General features: G+C 60.7%; 10 protein-coding genes. 4 read left to right on the forward strand and 6 right to left on the reverse strand.

Annotated elements, in window-relative coordinates:
- Position 1: 1 nt before the first annotated feature.
- Positions 2-5,983 carry an Hpt domain-containing protein gene (locus tag JTJ32_RS16025; RefSeq protein ID WP_210042610.1) on the forward strand — a complete coding sequence of 1,994 codons (5,982 nt, stop codon included), beginning with the start codon at positions 2-4 and terminating at the stop codon, positions 5,981-5,983.
- Positions 5,976-6,464, forward strand: coding sequence for a chemotaxis protein CheW (locus JTJ32_RS16030; protein WP_210042612.1), 489 nt, complete (start codon positions 5,976-5,978; stop codon positions 6,462-6,464). The genes JTJ32_RS16025 and JTJ32_RS16030 overlap by 8 nt, the downstream gene beginning before the upstream one ends.
- Before the next feature lie 47 nt (positions 6,465-6,511).
- Here JTJ32_RS16030 and selO read toward each other — a convergent pair whose 3' ends face one another.
- The 3 genes from selO to JTJ32_RS16045 are packed head-to-tail and all read right to left on the reverse strand — an operon-like array spanning position 6,512 to position 13,191.
- A complete protein-coding gene (gene selO, locus JTJ32_RS16035; RefSeq protein ID WP_210042614.1) occupies positions 6,512-7,975 on the reverse strand; it encodes a protein adenylyltransferase SelO in 1,464 nt (487 codons plus the stop codon).
- A gap of 48 nt (positions 7,976-8,023) precedes the next feature.
- Positions 8,024-11,410, reverse strand: a complete 3,387-nt coding sequence (mscK, locus tag JTJ32_RS16040; protein WP_099229438.1) for a mechanosensitive channel MscK — start codon at positions 11,408-11,410, stop codon at positions 8,024-8,026.
- A gap of 38 nt (positions 11,411-11,448) precedes the next feature.
- Positions 11,449-13,191: a potassium/proton antiporter gene (locus tag JTJ32_RS16045; protein ID WP_099229439.1), complete on the reverse strand. Its 1,743-nt coding sequence runs from the start codon at positions 13,189-13,191 to the stop codon at positions 11,449-11,451.
- Positions 13,192-13,437: 246 nt separating this feature from the next.
- On the opposite strand from JTJ32_RS16045, the gene JTJ32_RS16050 reads away from it, so the two are divergent.
- The gene (locus JTJ32_RS16050) at positions 13,438-16,029 is read left to right on the forward strand and encodes a dermonecrotic toxin domain-containing protein (protein ID WP_210042615.1); all 2,592 of its coding nucleotides are present in this window, start codon (positions 13,438-13,440) and stop codon (positions 16,027-16,029) included.
- Positions 16,030-16,123: 94 nt separating this feature from the next.
- Complete coding sequence (locus JTJ32_RS16055) at positions 16,124-18,658, forward strand: dermonecrotic toxin domain-containing protein (RefSeq protein WP_210042616.1); 2,535 nt, start codon at positions 16,124-16,126, stop codon at positions 18,656-18,658.
- Positions 18,659-18,787: 129 nt separating this feature from the next.
- On the opposite strand, the gene JTJ32_RS16060 is transcribed toward JTJ32_RS16055, so the two are convergent.
- The 3 genes from JTJ32_RS16060 to putA all read right to left on the reverse strand — a co-directional run bounded on the left by JTJ32_RS16060 (position 18,788) and on the right by putA (position 26,102).
- A complete protein-coding gene (locus JTJ32_RS16060) occupies positions 18,788-20,590 on the reverse strand; it encodes an acyl-CoA dehydrogenase (RefSeq protein ID WP_210042617.1) in 1,803 nt (600 codons plus the stop codon).
- A gap of 185 nt (positions 20,591-20,775) precedes the next feature.
- Positions 20,776-21,906 (reverse strand): DUF4189 domain-containing protein, encoded by a 1,131-nt coding sequence (locus tag JTJ32_RS16065; protein WP_210042618.1) that lies wholly within the window; start codon positions 21,904-21,906, stop codon positions 20,776-20,778.
- A 242-nt stretch (positions 21,907-22,148) separates the two neighbouring features.
- A complete protein-coding gene (gene putA, locus JTJ32_RS16070) occupies positions 22,149-26,102 on the reverse strand; it encodes a trifunctional transcriptional regulator/proline dehydrogenase/L-glutamate gamma-semialdehyde dehydrogenase (protein ID WP_210042619.1) in 3,954 nt (1,317 codons plus the stop codon).
- Positions 26,103-26,379: the final 277 nt, after the last annotated feature.

Genomic DNA, 26,379 nt, shown 5'->3' on the forward strand with positions numbered 1-26,379 from the left:
CATGGCTGATCGTCACGACTACGTGGCGCTGGAGTGGCTCAAGGGCGAGATCGCCGAGACGCTCACGCAGGCACGTCACGCACTGGATGAGTTCATCGAGAACCCTGCCGACGCGGCGGCGATAGCCGAGTGCCTGAACCTTGTGCATCAGGTGCATGGCAGCCTGCAGATGATCGAATTCTACGGCGCGGCGCTGTTGGCCGAGGAAATCGAGCAACTGGTGCTGGCCGTGCAGCAGGATCGTGTCAGCCATCCGGTCGAATCCGAGCAGTTGCTGATTCAGGCCATGACCCAGTTGCCGGTGTATCTGGAGCGCATTCATTCGGCGCGCCGGGATCTGCCGCTGGTGGTCCTGCCGCTGCTCAACGATTTGCGCAGCGCCCGGGGCGAAAGCCTGCTGTCGGAAACCAGCCTGTTCGCCCCGCAACTGGTCGTCGTCCCTGCGCTGGGCGAGGAAGAACTGGCCCGGCGTAATACACCTGATCTGCCCAATTTGTTGCGCAAGTTGCGTCAGACATTGCAAGCCGCGCTGGCGGGCCTGATGCGCGAGCAGGGCGTCAAGACGCAACTCGGCTACATGGCCAAGGTCTTTGCCCGTCTGGAACAGCTCTGCGAGGACGCGCCGCTGGGGCCGCTCTGGCGAATCGCCACGGCGCTGGTCGAGACCATGCTCAACGGCAACTTCACCAATAGCCCGGCGCTGCGCAGCCTGCTCAAGGATGCCGACAAGGAACTCAAGCGCCTGGCCGAACAGGGCATTGTAGGCATCAATCAGCCTGCGCCTGAAGAACTGCTGAAAAGCCTGCTGTTTTACATCGCCAAGTCCGACAGCCTCGCGCCGAAGATGCTCGATCTCAAGGACCAGTACGCACTGGCCGACGCGCTGCCCGGCAACGACGTGGTCGACCAGGAGCGCGCCCGCATGGCGGGGCCGGACCGCGATGCCCTGCGCTCCGTCATCGTGGCCCTGTGCGAAGGGCTGGTGCGGGTCAAGGAACGGCTGGATGTGTTCGTGCGCGGCGACCGGGAGCATGTCAGTGAGTTGAATGCCTTGCTGCCACCGCTGCGGCAGATCGCCGACACCCTGGCGGTGCTCGGTTTCGGTCAGCCGCGCAAGGTCATCATCGACCAGCTCTCGGTGGTGCAGGGCATGGCGCATGGACAGCGCGAACCCAGCGACGCCGCGCTGATGGATGTGGCGGGTGCCTTGCTGTACGTCGAATCGACCCTGGCCGGCATGGCGGGCAGCACCGAGCAGGACAGTCGTGAAGACAGTCGCCTGCCGACCACCGACCTGACCCAGATCCACCAACTGGTGATTCGCGAAGCGCGTGTGGTGCTGCAGCAGGCCAAGGATGTGATTCTCGAATACATCGACAGCGAATGGGACCGACAGCGTCTCGACCCGCTGTGCGCCTTGCTGGTCCAGGTGCGCGGCGCGCTGGCGATGATCCCGCTGGCGCGGGCGGCCAGTCTGCTGGCGGCGTGCAACGAATACATTCAGGAGCACCTGCTGGTAGACGAGACGCGTCCCGGCGCGGTGCAACTGGACTCTCTGGCTGACACCCTCTCCTGCGTCGAGTACTACCTGGAACGCATGGGCGAAGACCATGAGGCGCCGGGTGATCAGATTCTCGACATGGCGCAGCAGAGTCTGGCCCGGCTGGGCTACACGCCAGCGCCGGACATGCTGGAAGTGCCGCTGCTCGATGAAGTCATCACTCAGGACGAACTGCTGGCGCTGGACGACCGCAAGGCACTGGTCAGCCCGACGCAGACCATCGCTCAGGTTCTGGCCAGACCGGTTTCGGCCGTCAACCCGCCAGCCCGCAACGCGCCCACCAGCCTGCTGCCACCGCCTTCCGGTGAAGACGCCGTAGACGAGGAACTGCGCGAAGTGTTTCTGGAGGAGGCTGACGAAGTGCTGGACGCACTGCGTGAGTACCTGCCTCGCTGGTTTGCCTCGCTGGGCAAGGGCGATCAGTGGGATGTGGTCGCACTGACCGAAGTGCGCCGTGCCTTTCACACCTTGAAGGGCAGCGGCCGGATGGTGCGGGCGCTGATTCTGAGCGAACTGGCCTGGGCTGTGGAAAACCTTCTGAACCGCGTGCTGGAGGGCGATGTGTTGCCTGCTCCGCAGGTCCAGCAGCTGTTGACGGATGTGCTGGCACTGCTGCCGCGGGTCGTCAGGAATTACGCCGAAGGAGCCCAGCGTCAGCGCGACGATGTCGACCTGCTGGCCGCGCGCGCTCATGCGTTGGCCAACGGGCTGGAGCCGCCTGCGTTGCCGGTGCAGCCGGGCGAAGCCAGGGTCGAAGTCATCGATCCGCAGTTGCTGGAGATTTTCCGTCAGGAGGCCCTCGGGCATCTGGGGACGCTGGATCGCTTCCTTGAAAGCGCCGAACATTCACCCTCGGCATCAATCAGCGACAGCCTGCTGCGCGCCCTGCATACCCTCAAGGGCAGCGCGCACATGGCAGGCGTGTTGCCGATGGCTGAACTGGTCAGCCCGCTGGATCAACTGGTGCGCGAGTACAAGGCCAACCTGATCGCCATCGGCATGCCTGAAATCCGCCTGCTGCGCAGCGCCGAGCCGTTGTTGCGCAAGGGGCTGGAGCAACTGGACAGCCAGCCGCTGGCACCGATTCCGGGTGCGCCTGCCCTGATCGAGGCGGCCTGCTCGCTGCTCAACGACCGGCTTACGGCCGCGCTGCGCGAGTCGGACAACGGCCTGCGTATCAAGCGTAATCCCAAGCTGATCGCCAGCTTCCTCGCCGAAGGCATGGACATCGTGCTGGATGCGGAAAACCTGTTGCGACGCTGGCGTGAACATCCCGGCGAGCGGCAGGAGCTCAGCGCGCTGCTCGACGAACTGACCACCCTTTGGCACGGCGCGCATCTGGCCGATCTGCCCCAGGTCGATGAACTGTGCGAAGCCCTGCTCGACCTGTATGGCGCAGTGGAGGAGAGCAGCCTGGCGGTCAGCGATCAGTTCTTCGACGATGCCGAGCGGGCTCATGAAGCGCTGATCAATATGCTCGATCAGGTCGCGGCCGGGCAGGATGTCGACCCGCGTCCCGAGTGTGTGCGGGCCTTGCACGAACTGCTCGAACAGGCACTGGACCCTTCTGCTACCGGGCTGATCAAAAGCGACGGACATCAGACATTGAGTGTCACCGAACTCAATGCCGCCACCGCCCAACTGGCCAGCGAGGCCCCGCAATCCGGCGTACTGCAGCCTGAAGTGGCCAGTCTGGACGACGAGATCGTCGAGATATTTCTCGAAGAAGCGGTCGACATCCTCGACAGTGCCGGGCAGGCCTTGCAGCGCTGGCTGGACGAGCCCGAAAATCCGTTGCCGCTGTCGTCGCTGCAACGCGATCTGCACACCCTGAAAGGCGGTGCGCGGATGGCAGAAGTCGCCGAAGTAGGCGATCTGGCCCATGAGCTGGAAAACCTCTACGAGGGGCTGATCGACCGACGCTTCAACCATTCGCCGCAACTGGCCGAACTGCTGCTCAAGAGTCACGACGAACTGGCAATCATGCTGGAACAGTTGTTTCGCCAGGAAGCGCTCAGCGATCCGACGTCATTGATCGACGCCTTGATTCAATGCCGCAACGGTGAGGTCAGTGAGCCCGAGCCGGCTGCGTCAACGATTCGCGTCGACGAGCCGCAGGAACGCGATACCGAATTGCTGGAAATCTTTCTCGAAGAAGGTTTCGACCTGCTCGAAAGCTCCGGCGCATCCCTGTCGCGCTGGCAGGCCGATCCGCAGAACACCCTGGAAGTCGAGAACCTGCTGCGTGATCTGCATACGCTGAAGGGCGGGGCACGCATGGTCGAGATAGCGCCGATCGGTGATCTCGCCCATGAACTCGAAACCCTCTATGAAGGGCTGTCATCGGGAGCCCTGCAGGCTGATCCGCTGATGATGAGCCTGTTGCAGAGCGGTCATGACGTGCTGGCCGACATGCTTGACGCCGTGCGGACCGACAAGCCGCTGCCTGATGCGACTCTGCTGATTCAGAACATTCAAAACCTCGCCAGCCAGGAGCCGGGGCAACGTCTGCCGCTGGTGAGCGCGCCTGAGCCGGAACCGGTTGCCGCACCGGTGCCCGCAGCCGATGCCGAATCCGAGCGCAATGTGCCAGAGACGATCAAGGTGCCGGCTGAACAGCTGGAGAACCTGGTCAACCTGGCGGGTGAGACCTCGATCTTTCGGGGACGTATCGAACAGCAGATGCTCGACGCTCAGGTCGCGCTGGTGGAAATGGAAACGACCATCGAGCGGATGCGCGATCAACTGCGGCGTCTGGACATGGAAACCCAGGGTCGGATTCTCAGTCGTGAGCAGGTGCAGGCCGAGCGTCTTGGCTATGAAGAATTCGATCCGCTGGAAATGGACCGCCACTCCCAGTTGCAGCAGCTGTCTCGCGCGCTGTTCGAGTCGGCCTCCGACCTGATGGACCTCAAGGAAACCCTTGGCGCACGTACGCGTGACGCGGAAATGCTGTTGTCGCAGCAGGCACGGGTCAATACCCAGTTGCAGGAAGGCCTGATGCGAACGCGCATGGTGCCTTTCGAGCGGATGGTCCCGCGCTTGCGGCGTGTGGTGCGGCAAGTGGCGACCCAGTTGAACAAGAAAGTGCAGTTCGAAGTGGCCAACGCTGACGGCGAAATGGACCGTAATGTGCTGGAAAGGATGGTCGCGCCGCTGGAGCACATGCTGCGTAACGCGGTTGACCACGGCCTTGAGAGCACTGAAAAGCGCCTGGCGGCAGGCAAGTCCGATCAGGGGTTGATCACGCTGGAACTCATGCACGAGGGCGGCGATATCCTGATCGAGCTCAGCGATGACGGATCGGGTGTCGATCTGGCCGCCGTGCGCCGCAAGGCGATCAAACGCGGGATGATCCATCCCGATGCCGATCTGGCCGATCACGAGGTCCTGCCATTCATCCTTCAGGCCGGATTCTCCACGACCGACATCATCACGCAGATTTCCGGGCGTGGCGTGGGCATGGATGTGGTGCACGCCGAGGTCAAGCAACTGGGCGGCTCGATGGTGATCGATTCGACACCGGGCAAGGGCACCCGCTTCAGGATTCGCCTTCCATTCTCGGTCTCGGTCAACCGTGCGCTGATGGTCACCTGCGGCGATGAGCAATACGCCGTGCCGCTCAATACGGTGGATGGCATCGTGCGGGTCATGCCCAATGAACTGGACGCCTGCTACCAGACCAGCCCGCCACGCTATCAGTACGGCGGGCGCAGTTACGAGTTGCGCTATCTGGGTGAACTGATCGACAACAGTCCGCCACGCTTCATCGGCCAGCTCGAGCCGCTGCCGGTGTTACTGGTGCATCTTCAGGATCAGTGGGTGGCCGTGCAGGTCGATGCGCTGGCGGGGTCGCGGGAAATCGTGGTCAAGAATCTCGGTCCGCAATTCGCCAGGGTTCAGGGTATTTCCGGTGCAACCATTCTGGGCGACGGCCGTGTGGTGCTGATTCTTGACCTGATGGCGCAGATTCGTACGCTGCAGGGACGTCTGCACAGACCGCCAATGGACGGACCTGCGAAGACGTTCCACGAGATCGAACAGGCCAGGCCGCTGCTGGTCATGGTGGTGGATGACTCGGTCACGGTGCGCAAGGTGACCGGCCGGTTGCTGGAGCGCCACGGCATGCACGTGCTGACCGCCAAGGACGGTGTCGATGCCATGGCACTGCTGCAGGAACACACGCCGGACATCATGTTGCTGGACATCGAAATGCCGCGCATGGACGGCTTTGAAGTGGCCAGCCAGATCCGCCGCGACGAGCAGCTCAAGGATCTGCCGATCATTATGATCACCTCCCGCTCCGGCAAGAAGCACCGCGACCGGGCGATGGCCCTTGGCGTCAACGAATACCTGAGCAAGCCGTATCAGGAAAATGTGCTGCTGGACAGCATCGCGCACTGGAGCCAGGCTCATGTCTGAAAGTTCGTTCCAGACCCAGCGGCTGACCAGCCTGACCGGGTTGATCCTGCCGTTGAGCGATCGTCACCTTCTGCTGCCCAACGTCGCCGTTGCCGAGTTGATCGATTACCAGGACTGCAGCGCCGAACCGGGCGCGCCTGAGTGGTACCTCGGGCCGATCAGTTGGCGCGAACGGACTTTGCCATTACTCAGCTTCGAAGCGGCCTGTGGTGGCCGTACACGTGTAGGCGGACGAGCAAGAATAGTCGTGCTCAATGCGCTGGGCGGACGCCATGACGTCAGGTTCATTGCACTGCTGACGCAAGGTATCCCGCGCTCCTGCAAGGTCGACAGCCAACTGAGCTACGTCGACGTGCCCCTGACCGAACTGGAACTGGCGGCGGTGCAGGTCGGCGACACCGTGGCTCGTATCCCTGATCTGGAAGGGCTGGAGCATTGGCTGGTGAATGCAGGGCTGGCCGATCCATCCCTGCGCGGCTGAAAGCGGACGCGGCTTGCGCACTCGGTGAGCCGGGTGCATGGCTCACGTCACGATGAACAGCTGATCTCCAGATGCTTGCCCCAGTCCGGTGGGCGCTGGGCGTAGCGGTCCATGTCGGGTTGTTCGGTGAAGGGATTGCAGAGCACATCGTGCAGGCGGCGGACTTCTTCGTAGTCACCCTGTTCAGCCTCCTGAATCGCGTTTTGCGCCAGGTAATTGCGCAGGATGTACAGCGGGTTGACCGCGTGCATGCGTATTTTGCGTTCGTCTTCCGAGGTACCGCCTTCCTGGGCGATGCGCGCCAGATAGGTCTCGCCCCACCCGTCGAAGCCGTTGATGTCGACAAAATCGTCACGCAGGACGCGTAAAGCTTCGGCGGCCGGTGCATCGCCCAGTCGGCGGAAGAACAGGGTGTAATCGACGCCGCTGTTCTGCATCAGTTGCAGCAGGCGGCTGATCAGCAGTTCGTCCTGTTCGTCGGCGTGAGTCAGGCCGAGGCGACGGCGCATCAGGTCCAGGTAATGCGCCTGATAGAGCGGCAGAAACAATCCGATGGTCTCGCGCAAGGCGTCGACGCTGATGAACGGCGTCAGTGCCTGAGCCAGCGCACTCAGGTTCCATTGCGCAATCGGCACCTGATTGCTGAAGGAGTAGCGTCCTTCGTGATCGGAATGGTTGCAGATGAAGTGCTGATCGAAGTCGTCCAGAAACGCGAACGGACCGAAGTCGAAGGTGATGCCCAGAATCGACATGTTGTCGGTGTTCATCACGCCATGACAGAAACCGTAGGCCTGCCACTTGGCAATCAGCTCGGCGTTGCGCTCGACGATTTCCCGGAACATCGCCAGATACGGTTCAGGCTGCTCTCGGCACTCTGGGTAGTGCATCGTCAGTACATGCTCGGCCAGTTGCTTCAACTGCTCCGGCTGCTTGGTGTAGTAGAAATACTCGAGACTGCCGAAGCGCACATGGCTGTGGGCCAGACGCAGGACCATCGCGGCGCGTTCCTCGGTTTCCCGCCAGACCGGCGTGCTGGAGCCGATGACACAGGCGGCGCGGCTGCTCGGGATGTTCAAGGCGTGCAGTGCTTCGGAGGCCAGAAACTCGCGGATAGACGAACGAAGTACGGCGCGGCCATCGCCCATGCGCGAATACGGCGTTTGTCCGGCACCCTTGAGGTGCAGGTCCCAGTGCTCGCCTGCCTCGTTGTAGACCTCGCCCAACAGCAGTCCTCGACCATCGCCCAGACGTGGGTTGTATGAACCGAACTGATGGCCGGAATAGACCATCGCTCGCGGTTCGGCTTCCTGCCAGAGCTTGTGGCCGGCAAAGATTTCCGCGAAGAGGGGTGTTTCGGCCTGGCTCGGGTCAAGGTCCAGCAAGGACAGCGCGGCCTTGCTGGCAACCACGAGACGCGGTTCGGCGATGGGTTCAGGCAGGACCGAGGTGGAGAACGCGTCGCCCAGACGGGCGAAGCGGTTGTCGAAGACGAGTTCGTCGAGGGCTTTCACAGGCCATCTCCAGCAAAATGTGAGGGCATTCTGCTGGGGTTGACCCGATCAGTCGAGCCTGAGTTCAGGCGGCTCGGGCGCATCCTTGGTTGCAGGCGCCACTTTGGTGTTGACCGGCGGCGTGCCCTTTTCGGTCGGCAGCACGGTCTTCTCCTCGGAGTCCACGGGCACCATCTTGTATTCCTTGCCCTGAGTATTTTTGAGGTAGATCTCCATCTGGCGGAACGAGATGTTGATCTTCTGCTTCTTGAACTCGCGGTTGATGAACCGGTTGATCTCGTCCAGAACCGGGTTGCGGTCGCCCAGATCGCGCACGTGCATGCGCAGTTCGTGGTCCAGAGTGCTTTCGCCGAAATTCAGGAAGTACACGATTGGTTCAGGCTCTTTCAGTACCCGAGGGTTCTCGCGGGCCGCCTGCAGCAGCAGTTCGCGAACCAGATCCAGGTCCGAGCCGTAGTCCACGCCCAGCTTGAGGGTCACGCGGGTGATGGTGTCGGTCAGCGACCAGTTGATGAGCTGGCCGGTGATGAACGTCTTGTTCGGGACAATGATGTCCTTGCGATCGAAGTCGGTGATGGTCGTGGCACGAATGCGAATCTTGCTGACCGTACCCGACAGGTTACCGATGGTGATGGTGTCGCCGATCCGCACCGGTCGTTCGAACAGGATCATGATGCCGGAGATGAAGTTGGCGAAGATCTCCTGCATACCGAAACCGAGACCGACCGATAGCGCGGCCACCAGCCACTGCAACTTGTCCCAGCTCACGCCGAGTGTCGAGAGCGTGGTGACGAAACCGATGCCGGCAATCGCATAGGACAGCAATGTTGTTGTTGCGTAGGCACTGCCCTGCGCCAGATTCAGGCGTGACAGCACCAGCACTTCGAGAAGGCCGGGCAGGTTGCCTGCCAGCACGAAGGTGATGGCAATGATCACCACCGCGCCGATGAAGTCGCCGAGGCTGATCGGCACCATGCTCATGTTGGCGCCGGTGCCGCTGGTGTACTCGTACAGGGTAATGTTGTCGAGGTAGGCAAATACCGTGATCAGGTCGGCCCAGACCAGATACAGCGCGCCGATGAAGCCGCCCAGCAAGGCCAGACGAATCAGACGCAGCGACTGCTGGTTGACCTGTTCGATGTCCAGTTTCGGCTCTTCGACCGGTGCGTCGCTGTCGCCGCTTTCGCGAGCAGCCTGACGTTTGGCCAGGGCGCGCTGGTAGGCCAGACGGCGTGCCGCGACGCCCAGGCCGCGCACGAAGGTGGCTTCCACCACCAGCCAGAGCATAAGCAGGTACAGCGTGTCGATCAGTCGGTCGCTTAGCTTGAGTGCCGTGTAGTAGTAGCCGAAGCACACCGCCACGAACAGGGCGATGGGCAGCGCGGTAAACGCCATACCCACAGCTTTGCGAAACAGCGAAGCATTGTGGTGGGTCGGGCTTGAGACCAGCAGGCGACCCAGCAGCCAGGCCATCAGTGCGTAGCAGGTCAGCACCACGCCGATCCCCAGCACGTCGTCGGCCAGCGCGGCAGGCTGGTGTTCGGCCACCGCCACGACCGCGACCAATGCCAGAACGACCAGCCCGAGGCGACGAACCCAGCCGCGCAGGAACTCGACCTGCGCCGTCTCCCAGCGGAAATGCAGCTGCGCAACACCCGACGGTGCAAGCACGCGGTAGGCGGTGTAGAACACCAGCCAGGCCAACGCGATCTGCAACAGCGCCTCGCCGAGGTTGGCGTTCTGCCCGCGTGCATCGATCTGCAGTGCATAGCCGCACAGGGCCAGGCCCAAGGCGACAGGCATGGCCAGCAGCACGTTGATCAGCAGGGCCAGCGGGGTTTTCCACTGGCTGTCACGCTTGAAGTGACCAATGTCGGCATGCAGGCGGTTCAGGCGCTGATACAGCGCCTTGCGCCGCCAGGTCAGAACACCGATCAGCAACAGCAGAGGCAGGAACAGCAGTGGGCGCTGCGTCAGTCCATCCGACAGTTCGCTGAGGCTGGACGTCCAGGGCAGGGTGGCGACCTGTTTTTCAAGGCGCGGCCAGATGTTCTGGAACCACTCGATGTCCAGCGGCTTGTTGCTGGGAATCCAGAACATCTGCTCGTCCAGCGTGGAGCGCAGGCTGATTGCGGTGCTGGTCAGTTGCTTCTGGTTCAGTTGCAGGGTGATGGATTCATTGAGCAACGTACTGAGCTCGCGGTTCAGGCGTTCCAGTAGGTCGCTGCGGGTGATCGCCAGATCCATCAGGGTTCTGCGCAGTTGCGGCGTGATGTTTTCCGGGGGCTGAGTGGCGAGCAGCTTCTCGACATAGGCCGTAGGTGTACTCATCTGCTCGCGCTTCTGGTTGATCTCGAACTGATACAGGCGAATGTTGGCGATTTCGTCCGCCAGGCCTTTGTCCAGTTCCAGATGCGGCAACGACTGCTTCTGCTTGTAGAGAATCTTGGACAGCAGCAGGCTGCCGCTGAGCACATTGATTTGCTCGCTCAGGGCCTGATCGGTTTGCGTCAGGTTGTCCAGCTGCTGTTTGGTCTTGAGGTTCTGCTGGGTCAGTTCGTTGAGTCGGTCGGTGCCACGCAACAGGTAGTCGGACAGTTGCAGGTTGGCGGCGCTTTCGGTCGCCAGCAGGCTGCTGCCACCGGATTTCTGGGCTTCAAGGGACAGGTCGGCCACGGTTTTCTGCGACTGGGCACGGCGTTTGTCATTGATCAGGGTCTGCAGGTCCTGGATTTCCTGCTCCTGCCGCGCGACTTTCTCGGTGAGCAAGTCGTGCTGGCTGTTGCCCAGATCCTGCAACTGACTGTTGCCAGCCAGCTCCTGACGACGCAACAGGTTCAGGGCATTGATCGACGCCAGCTCGGCGTTGAGCAGGTTGCGCTGATCGGCGCTGAGGGTCTTGCCGTTGTCCTTGCCCAGCTTGAGGATTGCGTTGATCTGCTGAATGCGGTTCTGGTTGGCGCTGATTTCCGCCTGGGCACGCTCCGGACGTGTCTGGGCGGTAATGCTCAGGCTGTTGGCATCATTGAGTTCTTTCTGCAGATCGCTCTGTTGAGTGCTGCGCTGGCTGAGCATCTGCTCCAGCTGCGGCACATCGAGGCCGCCGTAGCGCTGCGCGATCGGGACGATCTTGCTTTCCTTCAGGCGACTCAGCTCACGCTGGTTCTCGACGGTCTGTTTGGGTGCCTGATTGAGTTGTTGCTTGAGCGCGGTCAGCTTCTGCTCGCTTTCCTGCTTGCTGGCCAGAAACCCCAGGGTTTGCTCGAGCACCTGTTGCAGCGCTTTCTGGTCGGCGTCCGGCAGTTTGCGGTCGGCGATCTTGTCCAGACTCTGCTGCACGGCCTCGCTTGTGGGCGGGTCGGCAGCAAGGGCGGGAAACGTGGAAAGACAAAGCGTAAACAGTGCGGCAGCACAAAGAGAGCGCAGGGAAAACATAGACACCGGTCGCGTGATGGTACGTGTGGGTTGGCAGTTTAAAGGAACAATCCGGGACCCGGGCGGCTTCCTTCGGGGAATTTGACGCCCACTTTCTGGATCTTGTTCCCGTCCATGACGGCAACTGTCCAAATAGTTCCATTCCATTCGATCTGGTCGCCCACAATCGGCTCACCGCGATTCTTCTGCACAATGAACTGGCTGAGCGGCATACCGGGGTCTATGCCGTCGAGCTTCAAGCCGTAGAGCGCCGCTACATCACCCAGTTGTGCATCGCCTTCGAGCACGAAATCGCCGAAGAAACGCAGGTCCAGACCGCGTTGCGGGGCCTGGCTGAACAGTTTGCCCAGCGCGGGCAGGTCATGTTCGTGGCCGATCACGCAGAGCAGATCGCCGACTTCCAGCGTGGTACTGCCGGACGGGTGAAGCAGTTGCTGGCCGCGAAACAGGGCCGCGATACGGGTGCCTTCAGGCATCTTCAGCTCACGCAGGGCCGCGCCGATGCACCATTTTTCTGCTCCGAGGCGATAGACGAACAGCTCCCACTCGCTGGTGACATGCACTTCAAGGGCGGCGCGGGAGATAGGCGCAGGATCCGGCGGAACCGTCACTTTCAGCAGTTTTGCCATCCACGGCAGGCTCGTGCCTTGCAGCAGCAGCGATACCAGCACGATGAAGAATGCGAGGTTGAAGTACAGCTGCGCATTGGGCAGCCCGGCCATCAGCGGGAACACCGCCAGGATGATCGGCACCGCGCCACGCAGGCCGACCCAGGCGATGAACGCCTTTTCGCGACCATGAAAGGCTTTGAACGGCAGCAGGCCGACCATGACCGACAGCGGTCTCGCCACCAGAATCATCCACAGCGCCAGACCCAGCGCCGGAATGGCGATAGGCAGCAGGTCGTGAGGTGTAACCAGCAGACCCAACACCAGAAACATACCGATCTGCGCCAGCCAGGCCATGCCGTCGAGCATATGCAGAATGCCGTGGCGACTGCGGATCGGACGGTTGCCCAGCACCAGACCGCACAGGTACACCGCCAGAAAGCCGCTACCGTGGATGGCGTTGGTCAGGGCAAAGATCGCCAGACCGCCCGCGATCACCAGAATCGGGTAAAGGCCGGCTGCCAGATTGATGCGGTTGACCAGTTGCAGCATGATCCAGCCGCCGCCCAGACCAATGATTGCGCCGATGCCGAACTCCTGAATCAAATGCCCAAGCAGGCCCCAGTGCAAACCGGTCTGACCGCTGGCAAGCATGCCGATCAGGGTCACGGTCAGGAATACCGCCATCGGGTCATTGCTGCCGGATTCGATTTCCAGCGTGGCCGTGACCCGCTCGTTCAGGCCTTTGCCGCCCAGCAGCGAGAACACCGCAGCCGCGTCGGTCGAGCCGACAATGGCGCCAATCAGCAGGCCCTGAATCATGTTCAGGTTGAACAGCCAGGCCGCGACCATGCCGGTCAGCACGGTGGTGATCAGCACCCCGACCGTGGCCAGCGACAGGGCAGGCCAGAGCGCCACCCGGAAACTGGCCACCCGGGTTCGCAGGCCGCCATCGAGCAGGATGACGGCCAGTGCGAGGTTGCCGACCAGATAGGCCGTTGCGTAGTTGTCGAAGATGATGCCGCCGCCATCGACGCCCGCCACCATGCCCACGGCAAGGATGATGACCAGGATCGGGATGCCGAGACGCGAGGAAAGGGAGCTGACCAGAATGCTCGCCGTTACCAGCAACGCGCCGATCAGGAACAGGCTGTTGATGGTGGTGGCATCCAAGGGCGGTACTCCATAGAAAACGAATCGAAAACGATGAGAGCGAAAACTGACCATGCAGTCCGCGTGCCAAGGGATTCTAACCTGTTGAAATGGCTGGCTGTCAAAGTTTTGCCGATTAATACATAGCGTATCGCGGTCCCTGCTGCCACCGGTTCGTCTGCCTGACTGATGTCATAACTATTTACAGTCGATGCGCCCCCTGGATCTGATCACGTGTGGCTTCCATCCCAAGAGGAACAGGAAGCCATGACTTCTGAAACAACACGGTCACACCTTACAGACCTGCAACAGCTTCGAAAAAAAGCCCACGAGTACGTTACCGACTATCCCGACCTGTACGACATGGCGCGGCGGGCTGCGCAGGCCATTGTCTACAAGCGAACGGGCAAACGACTCAACCCCGATAACGTCTACTGGCACCGGTTCAGCACTGCTGTCAGCAGTCCTCGCACGTTTACCGGCTGGGAGCATTTCGGCACGCCGGTGGAGTCAATGACGATAGTCGAACTGGTGATACGCCGCTTCAGTCCGCAGGATCAGGTTGCCAGTGACGAGCTTTCGTCCTGGGGCGGTTTTTATTCGGTAAAGGCTGACCATGGCACGTTCAATGAAACCTGCGAAGTGCCATTGCTCGCTCAGGACGTACTGAATGATTTCTGGGCGCTGGATTTCAGCACCGGTTACCGGCGCAAACTGCAGCATTTCTGGAGCCTTCATGGGCAAACGTTCTGCCTGTTGGCCAAGGCCGACTTTCTGGCGGCGGCAGGGCGATGCCTTCGCAACAGACAGATCCCGGCGGCTGACTTCAAATGGCTGATCAGTTTGATGCTGGATGAAAACAGCGACACGCCGACCCTGACGTCCCTTGGCGCTGTCATGGCATCCGGCACAAAAGCAGCGTTTCACTGGCTGGATGTCGGTGGCTTCAAGGCGCGGGATGTGCTGCGCATCGTTGATGAGCGCGGCGCGCAGATTCTCTACGTACCCGGTGACAGCAAGCCTTTTCACCGGTTTGCCGGGCCGCAGGAACTGTTCGACTGGCTCAAGGCGCAGTTCGCCGCCGCCCGGACGCGCAGCGAAATGCGCAGCCACTTCATTCGCCCTTCAGCCGAGCAGACGTCTGGCGCTGCGTTCGACCGGTGTATCGAAGGCCTGCTCGCTCACGATTGGCATTCGGGGCAAGGGCTGGTCAATCAGATCCAGGCGCCCATCCCCGGCGATCCTTTTGAATCTCTGCGCGATAGGGCGAGAGACGAAATGACCGCTGATGCCCATGTCTTGCTGGCCAGTAACGTCGAACTGCGCAAGCGACTGTGGATGGGCTATCTCGACGCTTTCCTGCAAGTCACCGGCAATCTTGCGCTGCTGGGCTGGCCGGTCGCCCTGGCAGTGATCGGGGCGAGCGCTTTCAACCTCGGGCTGAACATTGATCAGGCGGTGCTCGGCAAAACGTCAGCGCAACGCAAGGCCGGGGTGCTGGGCTGCATCTGCAATGCTCTTTATCTGGCGTTCAACCTGCCGTTGGTGACGGGCTTGAGTCGTGCGGCGGAGGGTTTGCCCGACACGCTGGCACCACCGTCGCTTGCAGACACCCTTGCCAATCTCAACGGCAACCAAGTGACGCTCGAAGGTGTAATGCCCGTTGTGGCCGAAGGAAGGCTGCGAGGCGTCTACCAACGTGTCAACGGCGAAACCTGGATCAGGCTGAGCGGATTGTTTTACCGCGTACGCTTCAATGAGTCGCTGGGGCGCTGGCAGGTGATTGATCCGCATAACCCCTTTGCCTTTTCTGCCGGCCCTTTGGTGGCGCTGGATGAGCACGGCGAGTGGCAACCGCTCGCAAGACCGGGCCTGTCGGGCGGCTCGCCTCAGGACGTGCCTTCGGCGGCAGACGCTCAGCCAGCCTCACTTCCCTATGGCACGACGGGGTCAGCGTTCTGGGATCACTACATGTTGATCAACGTTTACGATGAAAGGAGTCTGGCGGAGGTGGCTATCGCACGTCAGGAAGCGGTCATGGATATCTTTCGGATGGAGCCGGATGAAGAGGTGGTTTCCGACTCCGAGGGCGAAGACGTGCACATTGATCTGTGGGGCGCGAAGCACCGGGTGTTCAGGACCCACGATGCGACCTACCAGGCGCAGAGCATTCGCCGTTACACCCATAACGGAGGGATCTACAATCACTACCTGCGCACAGGGGCTGTGTTTGGAGAAGGCCAGCCGACGGGCGCGTTTGATATCGCCGAGCAGGTTGAGGACATCAAACGCTTCGTCGAGGATGTCAGGACGCTGGGCTTCAATAATGACGTCACGCTGTATCGCGGTGGAAGCGGCGAGCGGGGCACGTCAGGTCAGTTCTTTCGAAGCGGTCAGGTCGCGGTCGGTGATGTACTGACCAATACCGATATCACCTCGTTCAGCGAAAACCCCTATCAGGCCAGAACCTTCGCCAGTAGCCAGGCGGGCGTCAACGCCATATCCATTTCGGCCCCGGTCAGCTTTGATGACACATCGGTGGTTTTTGAACTGCCTGCCGGACAGTACCTGGGCGCAACGCCCATCGCGCCCTTTTCATCCAGCCCCAGAGAGGCAGAGTCGATCTTCCTGCCCGGACGCTACTTTTTGATCGAACACCTCGATGAGGTACGGGGCGCGTTCTACCGGTTCATGAGGGTGCGAATCAAGGAAGTGCCTGCACCTGTGGCCGGACGCAAACTGCTGGACATGCGCACCGGTGAACCGTTCAGCCGCGAGCGCTATGCCGCCCGGCTGGGTGCGGCAGGTAAACCGCTTGTAGACGTGTTTTATCCGCAGGATGGGTCGGTTCTGTCATGACGGCCGCCTGGCTTCAACGTAAATAGTTACCTCAAACGGGTCCCGACAAGCTGGTTTAGTGCATGACTTTCCTCAAGAGCAAAGACAGGACGTCATGCACTCAACAACTCACAACACCCCGACGACAACGGATGCTGTCGATGTCTGGACAGACAAGGCGCTCAAAGCGCGCGCGGCCGCGCTGATGGGCGCTTATCCGGACCTTTACAGCCTGGCCTTTCAGGCTGCGCGCACGATCATTGCCCGGCACACCGACAAGGTGCTCGATCCGGGCAAGGTCTATTGGCATCGATTCACGAATGCAGATAACAGCGGCCGCACGTTTTCCGGATGGGAACATGTCGGTCCGCCCTCCGAATCGATGACCCTGATTGAGCTGGTGATGCATCGCTTCAGCGCCAGTGACAACGTTGCCGTCGACGAGATGAACACCTACAGCGGCTTCTATCACGCAGGTCCCGGCGAGCGTTTCTACAACGAGCACAACGAAGTACCGGTTCTGCCCAGCGATGTGCTGAAGGATTTCTGGGCGCAGGATTTTGCCGTCGAGTGCAAGCGCAAGGCCGATGCTTTCTGGCGTGATCATGGTCAGGATTTCTGTACCTTCGCCAGGATAAGCCTGTTGTCCTCGGCAGGCCTTGCGGTCAGCAAAAAACAACTGCAGACGGATGACTTCGAAACTGTGCTCACTGCCGTCAATGGCAGCGGCGACACCTCTGATGCATGGGCGGCAGTGCAGAAAGACAAGGCGTTCACGTCCGGCGTATCCCTGCGAGTGTTGGAACTCGCCGGCCATGCATCGAGGGACATGTTGCTGGTCACTGACGCCCATGGGAGGCAGATTCTCTACACCGCGGGCGCTCAGCCGGCGTTTCAGCGGTTTGCCAACGAACAGGCTCTTTATCAGTGGCTGCAATCCCGGGTCGCCCAGCCTGCCGACAGGGCAGCGCTGGTGTCGCACTTCGTGCGTGAAGAGCAACAGAAGAGGGCGTTGGGCGCAAAGCTCGCCAAACGCTTTGCGAAAGCATGGTCTGTCGATCAAACGTTGATCGGTCGCCACGTCCCGGCGAGTCCGAAACCTGTGTTCGAGCATCTGCGCGACGCGGCGCACCAGGAGATGAACGAGGATATTCACCACCAGTTGACCAGCAGTGCCAGCCTGCGCAAGCAGATGTGGATTGGCTACCTGAGTGCGTTCATCAGGCTGGCGGGTGGCGTGTCGTCGCTGGCGTGGCCGATCGCGTTGAGTCTGGTGGGCGCAGGTATCGCAAGCGTCGGACTGAACATCGATCAGGCCGTCAACGGGCGCACTGCGCAACTGCGAAAGTCCGGCGTGCTCGGAGCGGTTCTCAATTCGGTCTACCTGCTCTTCAATTTGCCGATGCTGGTGAGTATCGGTCGCAGCGCCGAGCTTGCGCCGGTCCCTGAAGACGAAGCGGTCGCGCTGGCCGGCCTTGAAGGTAACGAACTGCTGGAAGATGCGCCGCCTGCCGTGGGAGAGCATGCCCGAGGCATCCATGTTCTGGGAAATGACCAGACCTGGATCATGTTGGGGGACTTTCCCTATCGGGTTCGTTATCTGCAGGACTTCAAGACCTGGGCCATTGTCGATCCTGAGAATCCCTTTGCCTTCAACGGCGCGCGTCCTGTGCGCCTGAATGAGCTGGATGAATGGGAACTGATTCGCAAGCCTGTGCTGCGTGGCGGCAACCCTCCTGTTGAGGGTGCCAAGCCTTACATCACTACGTCCTCGGACTTCTGGGATACGCACATGCAGTTCAATGTGGCGGAAGAACAGCGCCTCTCCATCGCGGGCAACCACCGGCAAAGGGACGTGATCAACATCTATGAGATGGCCTCTGACGAGGAAGTGGTTTCCGATTCCGAGGGCGAAGATGTCGTCATCGACGCGTGGCAGGACAAGCATCGGGTCTTCAAGACACCTGAAGATGATTACTACGGCGGGGCGATCACTCGATACACCGAAGACGATGACGCCTATAACCAGTTTCTGCGCACAGGCATACCTGAAGGGGCGGATCAGATCGAGGCACTGGAGACATTGGTCGAAGATGTCGGGGAGATCCAGCACAACAACGATGTGCCGTTGTATCGCGGCGGCAGTGGCGAGCGTGGCACCTCGGGCGAGGTTTTCCGCAAGGGCAACCTCAAGGTCGGGGATGTCCTGGTCAATACCGATATCACCTCGTTCAGCGAGAATCCCTATATCGCACGCGTCTTCGCCAGCAGCCAGGGTGGCGTGGTGTCGACCTTGCACGAAGGGGAAATCGTCTTTGATGACACATCGGTCGTTTTCGAACTGCCCGCCAAGGAATATCTGACGGCAACCCCGATCAGCCCGTTTTCCAACAGCCCGAGTGAAGTCGAATCGTTGTTCCTGCCGGGCAACTATTTCGAGATAAGCCGTGTTGAAGAAGTGGCAGGTGCCAACTACCGCTTCATGAACGTTCAGCTCAGGCAGGTGCCGGTGGAGCAGGTCACCGGCCCCGCCTACGACCTGCGTACCGGAGAACTCTTCAGTCGCGAGGCCTACGCCGCGAAACTGGGTGATGACGCGAAAGCGCTGGTCGATACCTTCTTCCCGCCTCAGGGACAGGGTTCATTGTGATGTAAACGTTCTGAAGCAGGCAGGGTGCGACAGTGTCAGTTCAGCTGCTGATATTGCGCTTGATTCACCGCATCGCCCACAAGTCGCCTCCCGCAGTGGCTGCGTGAATGACACCCGCCTGGCGCCGAATCAGAACCACTCGTTCTGCATCGACAGGCATACGTCATCACGGGCTTGCAGTATCGCCAGTTCGTGATGACACGCCGGTACTTCCCATGTCAGGAAGTACCGCGCGGCCTGCAGTTTTCCCTTATAGAAATCGACGTCGGCCGCGTTGCCTTTGCTCAGTCCTTCTTCGGCACGAATGGCCTGTTCCAGCCAGCGCCAGCCGATCACGGTATGCCCGAATGCCTTGAGGTAGAGCGCCGAGTTGGCCAGTGCGACATTTACGTTGCCTTGTGCCAGGTCGGTCAGCAGGCCGACGGTCACGCCTTGCAGGGCGGTTACCAGTTGCTCCAGCGGCTGGCGCAGATGATCGAGCTGACTGTGGGCGCTGGCGCGTTGTGCGGTGTCGGCAATCAGCCTGACCAGTTGCTTGAGACCGGCACCGCCGTTCTGCGCCAGTTTGCGGCCCAGCAGGTCCAGCGACTGAATGCCGTGGGTGCCTTCATGGATCGGATTCAGCCGGTTGTCCCGGTAATGCTGCTCGACCGGATACTCGCGGGTATAACCGTGACCGCCGAGAATCTGGATCGCCAACTCGTTGGCCTTGAGGCAGAACTCCGACGGCCAGGATTTGACGATGGGGGTCAGCAGGTCCAGCAGTTCGTGGGCTTGCTGGCGCATCTGTTCGGTCTCGCCCGTCTGCGCGTCGTCGAACAGGCGGGCGGCGTACAGGCCCAGGTCGAATGCGCCTTCCACGTAGGCTTTCTGGGTCAGCAGCATGCGGCGTACATCGGTGTGCTGGATGATCGACACGGGTGCGCTGTCCGGACTCTTGTTGTCCGGCAGCCGACCCTGAGGCCGCTCGCGTGCGTAATCGAGCGAGTACAGATAGCCTGCGTAACCGAGCATGACCGCACCCATGCCGACACCTATGCGCGCTTCGTTCATCATCTGGAACATGTAGCTCAGGCCATGATGCGGCTTGCCGACCAGGTAGCCGACGCACTCACCGTTGTCGCCGAAATTGAGCGCAGTCGAAGTCGTACCTTTCCAGCCCATCTTGTGAAACAGCCCGGCCAGCAGCACGTCGTTACGTCTGCCGAGGCTGCCGTCGTCATTGACCAGAAACTTGGGCACGATGAACAGCGAGATGCCTTTCACCCCACCGGGTGCATCCGGCAGCTTGGCCAGCACCATATGCACGATGTTTTCCGACAGGTTGTGATCGCCACCCGAGATGAAAATCTTGTTGCCGCGCAACCGGTAGGAACCCTCTGCGGCGGGTTCGGCGCGGGTGCGGATGTCGGACAGGGAAGAGCCTGCGTGAGGTTCGGTCAGCGCCATGGTGCCGAAGAAACGGCCTTCGATCATCGGTTGCAGAAAACGCTGTTTCTGCTCGTCATTGCCGAAACTTTCGATCAGATTCGCCGCGCCCATGGTCAGGAACGGATACGCAGTGGTCCCGGCGTTGGCGGCCTGAAAGTGCGCGAAGCAGGCTTGCGACAGCAGCGTCGGCAACTGCATGCCGCCTGCCTCGAAATCGCGTGCTGCATTGAGAAAACCCGCTTCCAGAAAAGCATCCACCGCAGGCTTGACCTCCGGGATCAGCACCGCGGCGCCATGCTCATAGCGTGGCTCGTTCTCGTCAGCCTTGCGGTTGTGCGGCGCGAAGTACTTCTCGGCAATGGTCCGTGCCGTGCCAATCGCCGCATCGAACGTCTCGCGCGTGTGCTCGGCAAAGCGCTCGCGGCGAATCAGGGCTTCGGCATCCAGCACTTCATACAACTCGAAAGCCAGATTACGGGAACTGAGCAGCGACTCGGACATGGCAACGCACCTTGACTGGATGTCGCTTCAGTCTAGGCGGCTGAACGAGGAGGGGGTAGCAAGATTGATGCGGGTGATGAAGGGCAGTGGGCAGTGGGTATCGCGGGACTTGCCCGATAGGAAGGGCAGCGTTTCACGGCCTGTTGAATAAACCCAACGCTTCGCGATACGTCAATTTGACACCTCTACTTGCTCGGCGGGCTCACCACAGCCTGCCAGCCAGCTATCAGGCTTTGGTTTTCTACGACGATTCGACAGGAGTCACCATTGTCTTTCCGGCAGCGAGTGAGCGCTTTTTCTCGCGCCTCATCGATTGTGCGAGCACCGTAGTACCAGTAAATTTTGCTGGAGTTTCCGGACATTGCCATCGCCTTTTCTGTGACGCTGAGGAGATAGGTCTGCGCTCTGGTGGATTCAGTGGGTATCAGTCTTGAGAGAAGAGGCATTAACGCACTATGGTTCATCGCGGGTAACCGGTTGCGCCTCAGGAAATCGTCGATGTGAGGGTTGATAAGTACACTGGCTTCATTTTTGAAAAGTGTGTGCCCGTCCTTGCCAAATGGCGCAAGCATGACGAGATCAGCTACCCCACCCTGCGAGCGGTAACCTGCGATCATTTGATCGACCAGATCCGGGCCAAAAAAAGGATCGTTTTTGGCATAAATCCAAAGCGTGGGGGTCGAATTCCCAGCGCCGAATCGCGTGACCGTTCGTATCAGGTCCGCCTGGTATAAAGAACAGTCCGGATCGGCGGTCCCCGCTTTGGAATAGTGGTAGACACCCCCTGAAATATTGATTATTGCCGCCAGCGGATGTCCGGATCGGGCACCCAGGTTTAGCATCGAAGCCCCACCTATGGATATGCCGACACCCAGCGCCAACGTTGGGTCAACATCCGGTCGCTGGCGCAGAGCCGCCAACGCAGCGCCGAGTTCTTCCCCGTGCGCCTCTAGAAAGTCGGCCACTTGAGGGGCTGCGCAGTTTCCCCCCTCATTCATGAACCTGCCTGTCGAATGACCATACCCTGGCCATACCATTGAGACGGCCAGCCAGCCTCGATGAGCGAAGTCATGTGCCATGCTCGAGAGCCAGTCAGCATGGGCCGCTGACGGATCTTCGGCCGATGAACCGTTGACAATGAGCGCGATGGGAAGCTTTTCGCCGTCAACCGGACGGACAACCAGTGCCTCTATGTTCTCTACATGGGCTCCTGCGTGTATCGGCAGAAGAAGTTGTTCTTCGCGCACGTTCGTCTCGGAATGCGCTTGGCCAACATACAACATCAAACCTAACGCCAACGAAATCAAACGTTGCATGGTAGCGGGTACCAGAAGGTTGTTCTTATGTCGGGATTTTCACGTATTAGGCGCCGTTGTTTGATTCATGCACAAGTGACAAATAGTTCAGGTCTGCCAATGAAAGGATGACGCTGGAAGTCACGTTTCTGCAGGCATCACGCACACACGAGACTACCCGTGGATGACGCGCGATGCCCGCACTTTCAGCGCCTTGCAGTCCTCCCGGCCTGGTTCCAGTATCCAGAGAACGCTGCCCTGTATCAGCCGATCGTCATCAAGCTCGCATTACCCCCCGCCGCTGCGGTGTTGACGCTCAACGCACGTTCGATCACCAGACGCTCCAGCGGGATGTTGGTCTCGCCGTGAGACAGGCCATTGACGCCGACGATTGCACCGCTGCGCTGGGCGATCTGCTCGCAGATGGCGCGCAACTGGTCCGAGTCGCCGTGGTGCAGGACCGCATCGATGATCACTTCGTCCTTGGTCCAGTCAGGGACCAGCTTGATGCGTGCCTGAATTTCTTTAGGCAGACGGGCGCGCAACGGTTTGCTGATCTCGGTTTCCGGCCAGACCGCCGAGCTGCCCACCGCCAGCACTGCGGCCAGTTGGGTCAACAGATCGGTTTCGTCATCCGCCAGGCACAACACCTGTTCGCGCGGCAGGATCGCGTAGCTGTTGCGCTCGCCGGTCGGGCCCGCCAATTGACGGGTGATGCCGCTCTGCGATTGCTCGGCGTACTGGCTGCACAGCACGTCCAGTGCAGCGTTCTGATGGCTGGTTGCCCAGGTTTTCAGTGCCTGTAACGGCTTGCTCATCGCTTCACGCAGACGCAGGTCCGGAGCCGACAATGCGTCGCCGCGCACGAACGACTTCTCGATGGCATCCTGTGGACGGGTCGACAGCAGGCGGTACAGGTACAGCGGGCCTCCCGCTTTCGGACCGGTTCCGGACAGGCCTTCGCCACCGAACGGCTGAACACCCACCACGGCACCGACGATGTTGCGGTTCACATAGACGTTACCGGCATGGACGTTGTCGATCACCTTGGCGATAGTCTCGTCGATCCGAGTGTGCACACCCAGCGTCAGGCCATAACCGGACGCGTTGATCTGAGCGATCAACTGGTCCAGTTCCTTGCGCTTGTAGCGCACCACGTGCAGCACGGGACCAAAGATTTCACGTTGCAGTTCGTCGAAGCTTTCCAGCTCGATCAGCGTCGGCATCACATAAGTGCCGCGCTTGAGTTCGGCGCTGTCGGCGATGGCCACCTGATACACGGTGCGGCCCTTGTCGCGCATGGCCTGAATGTGTTTCTCGATGCCGGACTTGGCTTCGGCATCAATCACCGGACCGATGTCCACGGACAGACGCTCAGGGTTGCCCAGACGGCTTTCGGCCATCGCACCCTTGAGCATTTCGATGACGCGGTCGGCGGAGTCTTCCTGCAGGCACAGCACGCGCAGTGCCGAGCAGCGTTGACCGGCACTGTCGAAGGCCGAGGAGACGACGTCGATCACCACCTGTTCGGTCAGCGCCGAGGAGTCGACGATCATCGCGTTCTGGCCACCGGTCTCGGCGATCAGCGGAACCGGACGACCCTGCGAATCCAGGCGACCGGCCACATTGCGTTGCAGCAGACGGGCGACTTCGGTGGAGCCGGTGAACATCACACCTTTGACGCGCTCGTCGCCGACCAGCCCGGCACCGACGGTTTCACCGCGACCCGGCAGCAGTTGCACCACGCCTTCAGGAATACCGGCTTCCAGCAGCAGACGCACCGCCTGGGCGGCGATCAGTGGCGTCTGCTCGGCAGGTTTGGCCAGCACTGGATTGCCAGCGGCGAGTGCAGCTGCCACCTGACCGCTGAAAATCGCCAGCGGGAAGTTCCACGGGCTGATGCAGACCACAGGACCCAGCGGGCGGTGGGCGTCATTGGTGAAATCATTGCGTGCCTGGACGGCGTAATAACGCAGAAAGTCCACGGCTTCGCGCACTTCGGCAATGGCGTTGGCGAAGGTCTTGCCCGCTTCGCGGACCAACAGGCCCATCAGCGGCTGGATCTCGCCTTCCATCAGGTCGGCGGCACGTTCCAGAATGGCGGCACGTTCGGCGGGCGGCGTGGCCTGCCAGATCGGACCGGCGCTCAGGGCGCACTGGATGGCGTTGTCGACATCCTGAACGGTGGCTTCCTGGACATGGCCGACCACGTCACGCAGATCGGACGGGTTCAGTGCCGCGTTGGCAACGCCTTCGCTGGCCGGGCAGCCCAGCATCGGTGCGGCTTTCCAGTCGTTGTGTGCAGTGGCCAGCAAGGCCGAAGACAGCGACGCCAGACGGTGTTCGTTGGCCATGTCGATGCCGCTGGAGTTGGCGCGTTCGCTGCCGTACAGGTCGCGTGGCAACGGGATGCGCGGGTGCGGCAGGCCGAAACCGCCTTCCTGCGTTGCCATTCTTTCGATCTGGCTGACCGGATCGGCCACCAGTTCCTGAATGGAGATGCTGTGGTCGGCGATGCGGTTGACGAATGATGTGTTGGCACCGTTCTCCAGCAGGCGACGCACCAGATAAGCCAGCAGCGTTTCATGGGTGCCGACCGGTGCGTACACACGGCACGGACGGTTCAGCTTGCCATCGGCGACCTTGCCTACAACCTGTTCGTACAGCGGTTCGCCCATGCCGTGCAGGCACTGGAATTCGTACTGGCCGGGGTAATAATTCTGACCGGCAATCTGGTAGATCGCTGCCAGTGTGTGTGCGTTGTGTGTGGCGAATTGCGGATAGATGACTTCCGGTGCTGCCAACAGCTTGCGGGCGCAGGCGATGTAAGACACGTCGGTGTACACCTTGCGGGTGTACACCGGATAGCCTTCCAGGCCCTCGACCTGAGCGCGCTTGATCTCGCTGTCCCAGTAAGCGCCTTTCACCAGACGAATCATCAGGCGATGACGACTGCGACGGGCCAGATCGATCACATAGTCGATCACGTAAGGACAGCGTTTCTGGTACGCCTGGATCACGAAACCGATGCCGTTCCAACCGGTCAGTTGCGGCTCGAAGCACAGGCGTTCGAGCAGGTCCAGCGAGAGCTCCAGGCGGTCCGCTTCTTCAGCGTCGATGTTCAGGCCGATGTCGTATTGCTTGGCCAGCAGGGTCAGGGACAGCAGGCGCGGGTACAGCTCTTCCATTACGCGCTCGTATTGGGCGCGGCTGTAGCGAGGGTGCAACGCGGACAGCTTGATGGAGATGCCCGGGCCTTCATAAATGCCGCGACCGTGTGAGGCCTTGCCAATGGAATGGATAGCCTGCTCGTAAGACGCCAGATACTTCTGCGCGTCGTGTTCGGTCAGAGCGGCTTCACCCAGCATGTCATAGGAATAACGAAAACCCTTGGCCTCGAAACGACTGGCGTTGGCCAGTGCTTCACCGATGGTTTCGCCGGTAACGAACTGCTCGCCCATCAGGCGCATTGCCATGTCCACGCCCTTGCGGATCATGGGTTCGCCGCTCTTGCCGATGATGCGGCTCAGGGATGAGGTCAAGCCTGTTTCATTGTGCGTGGCGACCAGCTTGCCGGTCAGCAACAGGCCCCAGGTGGCGGCATTGACGAACAGCGACGGGCTGTTGCCCAGGTGCGGCTGCCAGTTGCCGTTGCTGATCTTGTCGCGAATCAGTGCGTCGCGAGTGCCCTTGTCCGGAATACGCAGCAGCGCTTCGGCCAGACACATCAGGGCGACGCCTTCCTGCGACGACAGCGAGAATTCCTGCAGCAGGCCTTGAACGATACCGGCACGGCCACCAGCGCTTTTCTGGTTGCGCAGCTTCTCGGCGATGGAGGCCGCGAGTTTGTTGGCAGCTTCAGCCATCGGTACCGGCAGACGCGCCTGCTCCAGCAGCATGGGCACCACTTCAGGCTCGGGGCGACGGTAAGCGGACGTGATGGCGGCACGCAGAACAGACTGCGGCTGGATGCTTTCGGCAAAATCCAGAAAGCATTGCAGGCCCGCGTCGTCGGCCAGCTCGCCACGATCATCGCTGTCCTTGCTCGACGAACCGTTCAGTTCCAGCAGGGTTGCACCACTCTCCAGCTTTTCCAGGTAATTGAAGATCGCCTGCTTGATCAACCAGTGCGGAGTCCGGTCGATGGAGTGGGCGGCTGCTTTCAATCGCTCGCGGGTCGGGTCGTCCAGCTTGACGCCCAGCGTGGTGGTGGCCATGTATTGTCCTCATTGTAGCCACTACTGACGTGGCATCGGCTTTGATGCAGATTAGCCTCGCACTGGTATGAGGTGCAACCGGGTGCAACCTTATTTTTCAAAATATTTCGCTCTGGTTTTGCCGGTTTGTGATTAAAAACAGTGAGTTGCTCTTTCGAGGTGCGGATTTATTTGATCAAAGGCGGTTTGCCGCCCCAAAATAGGGCGTCTTAACACCCGAATCGGGTTTTTCAGAGCAGGTGCAACTTGCCTGATGAAAGTGGTTGCACCTTGTTTA

Origin of the sequence: Pseudomonas alliivorans, assembly GCF_017826695.1 — a bacterium.
GTDB lineage: Bacteria > Pseudomonadota > Gammaproteobacteria > Pseudomonadales > Pseudomonadaceae > Aquipseudomonas > Aquipseudomonas alliivorans.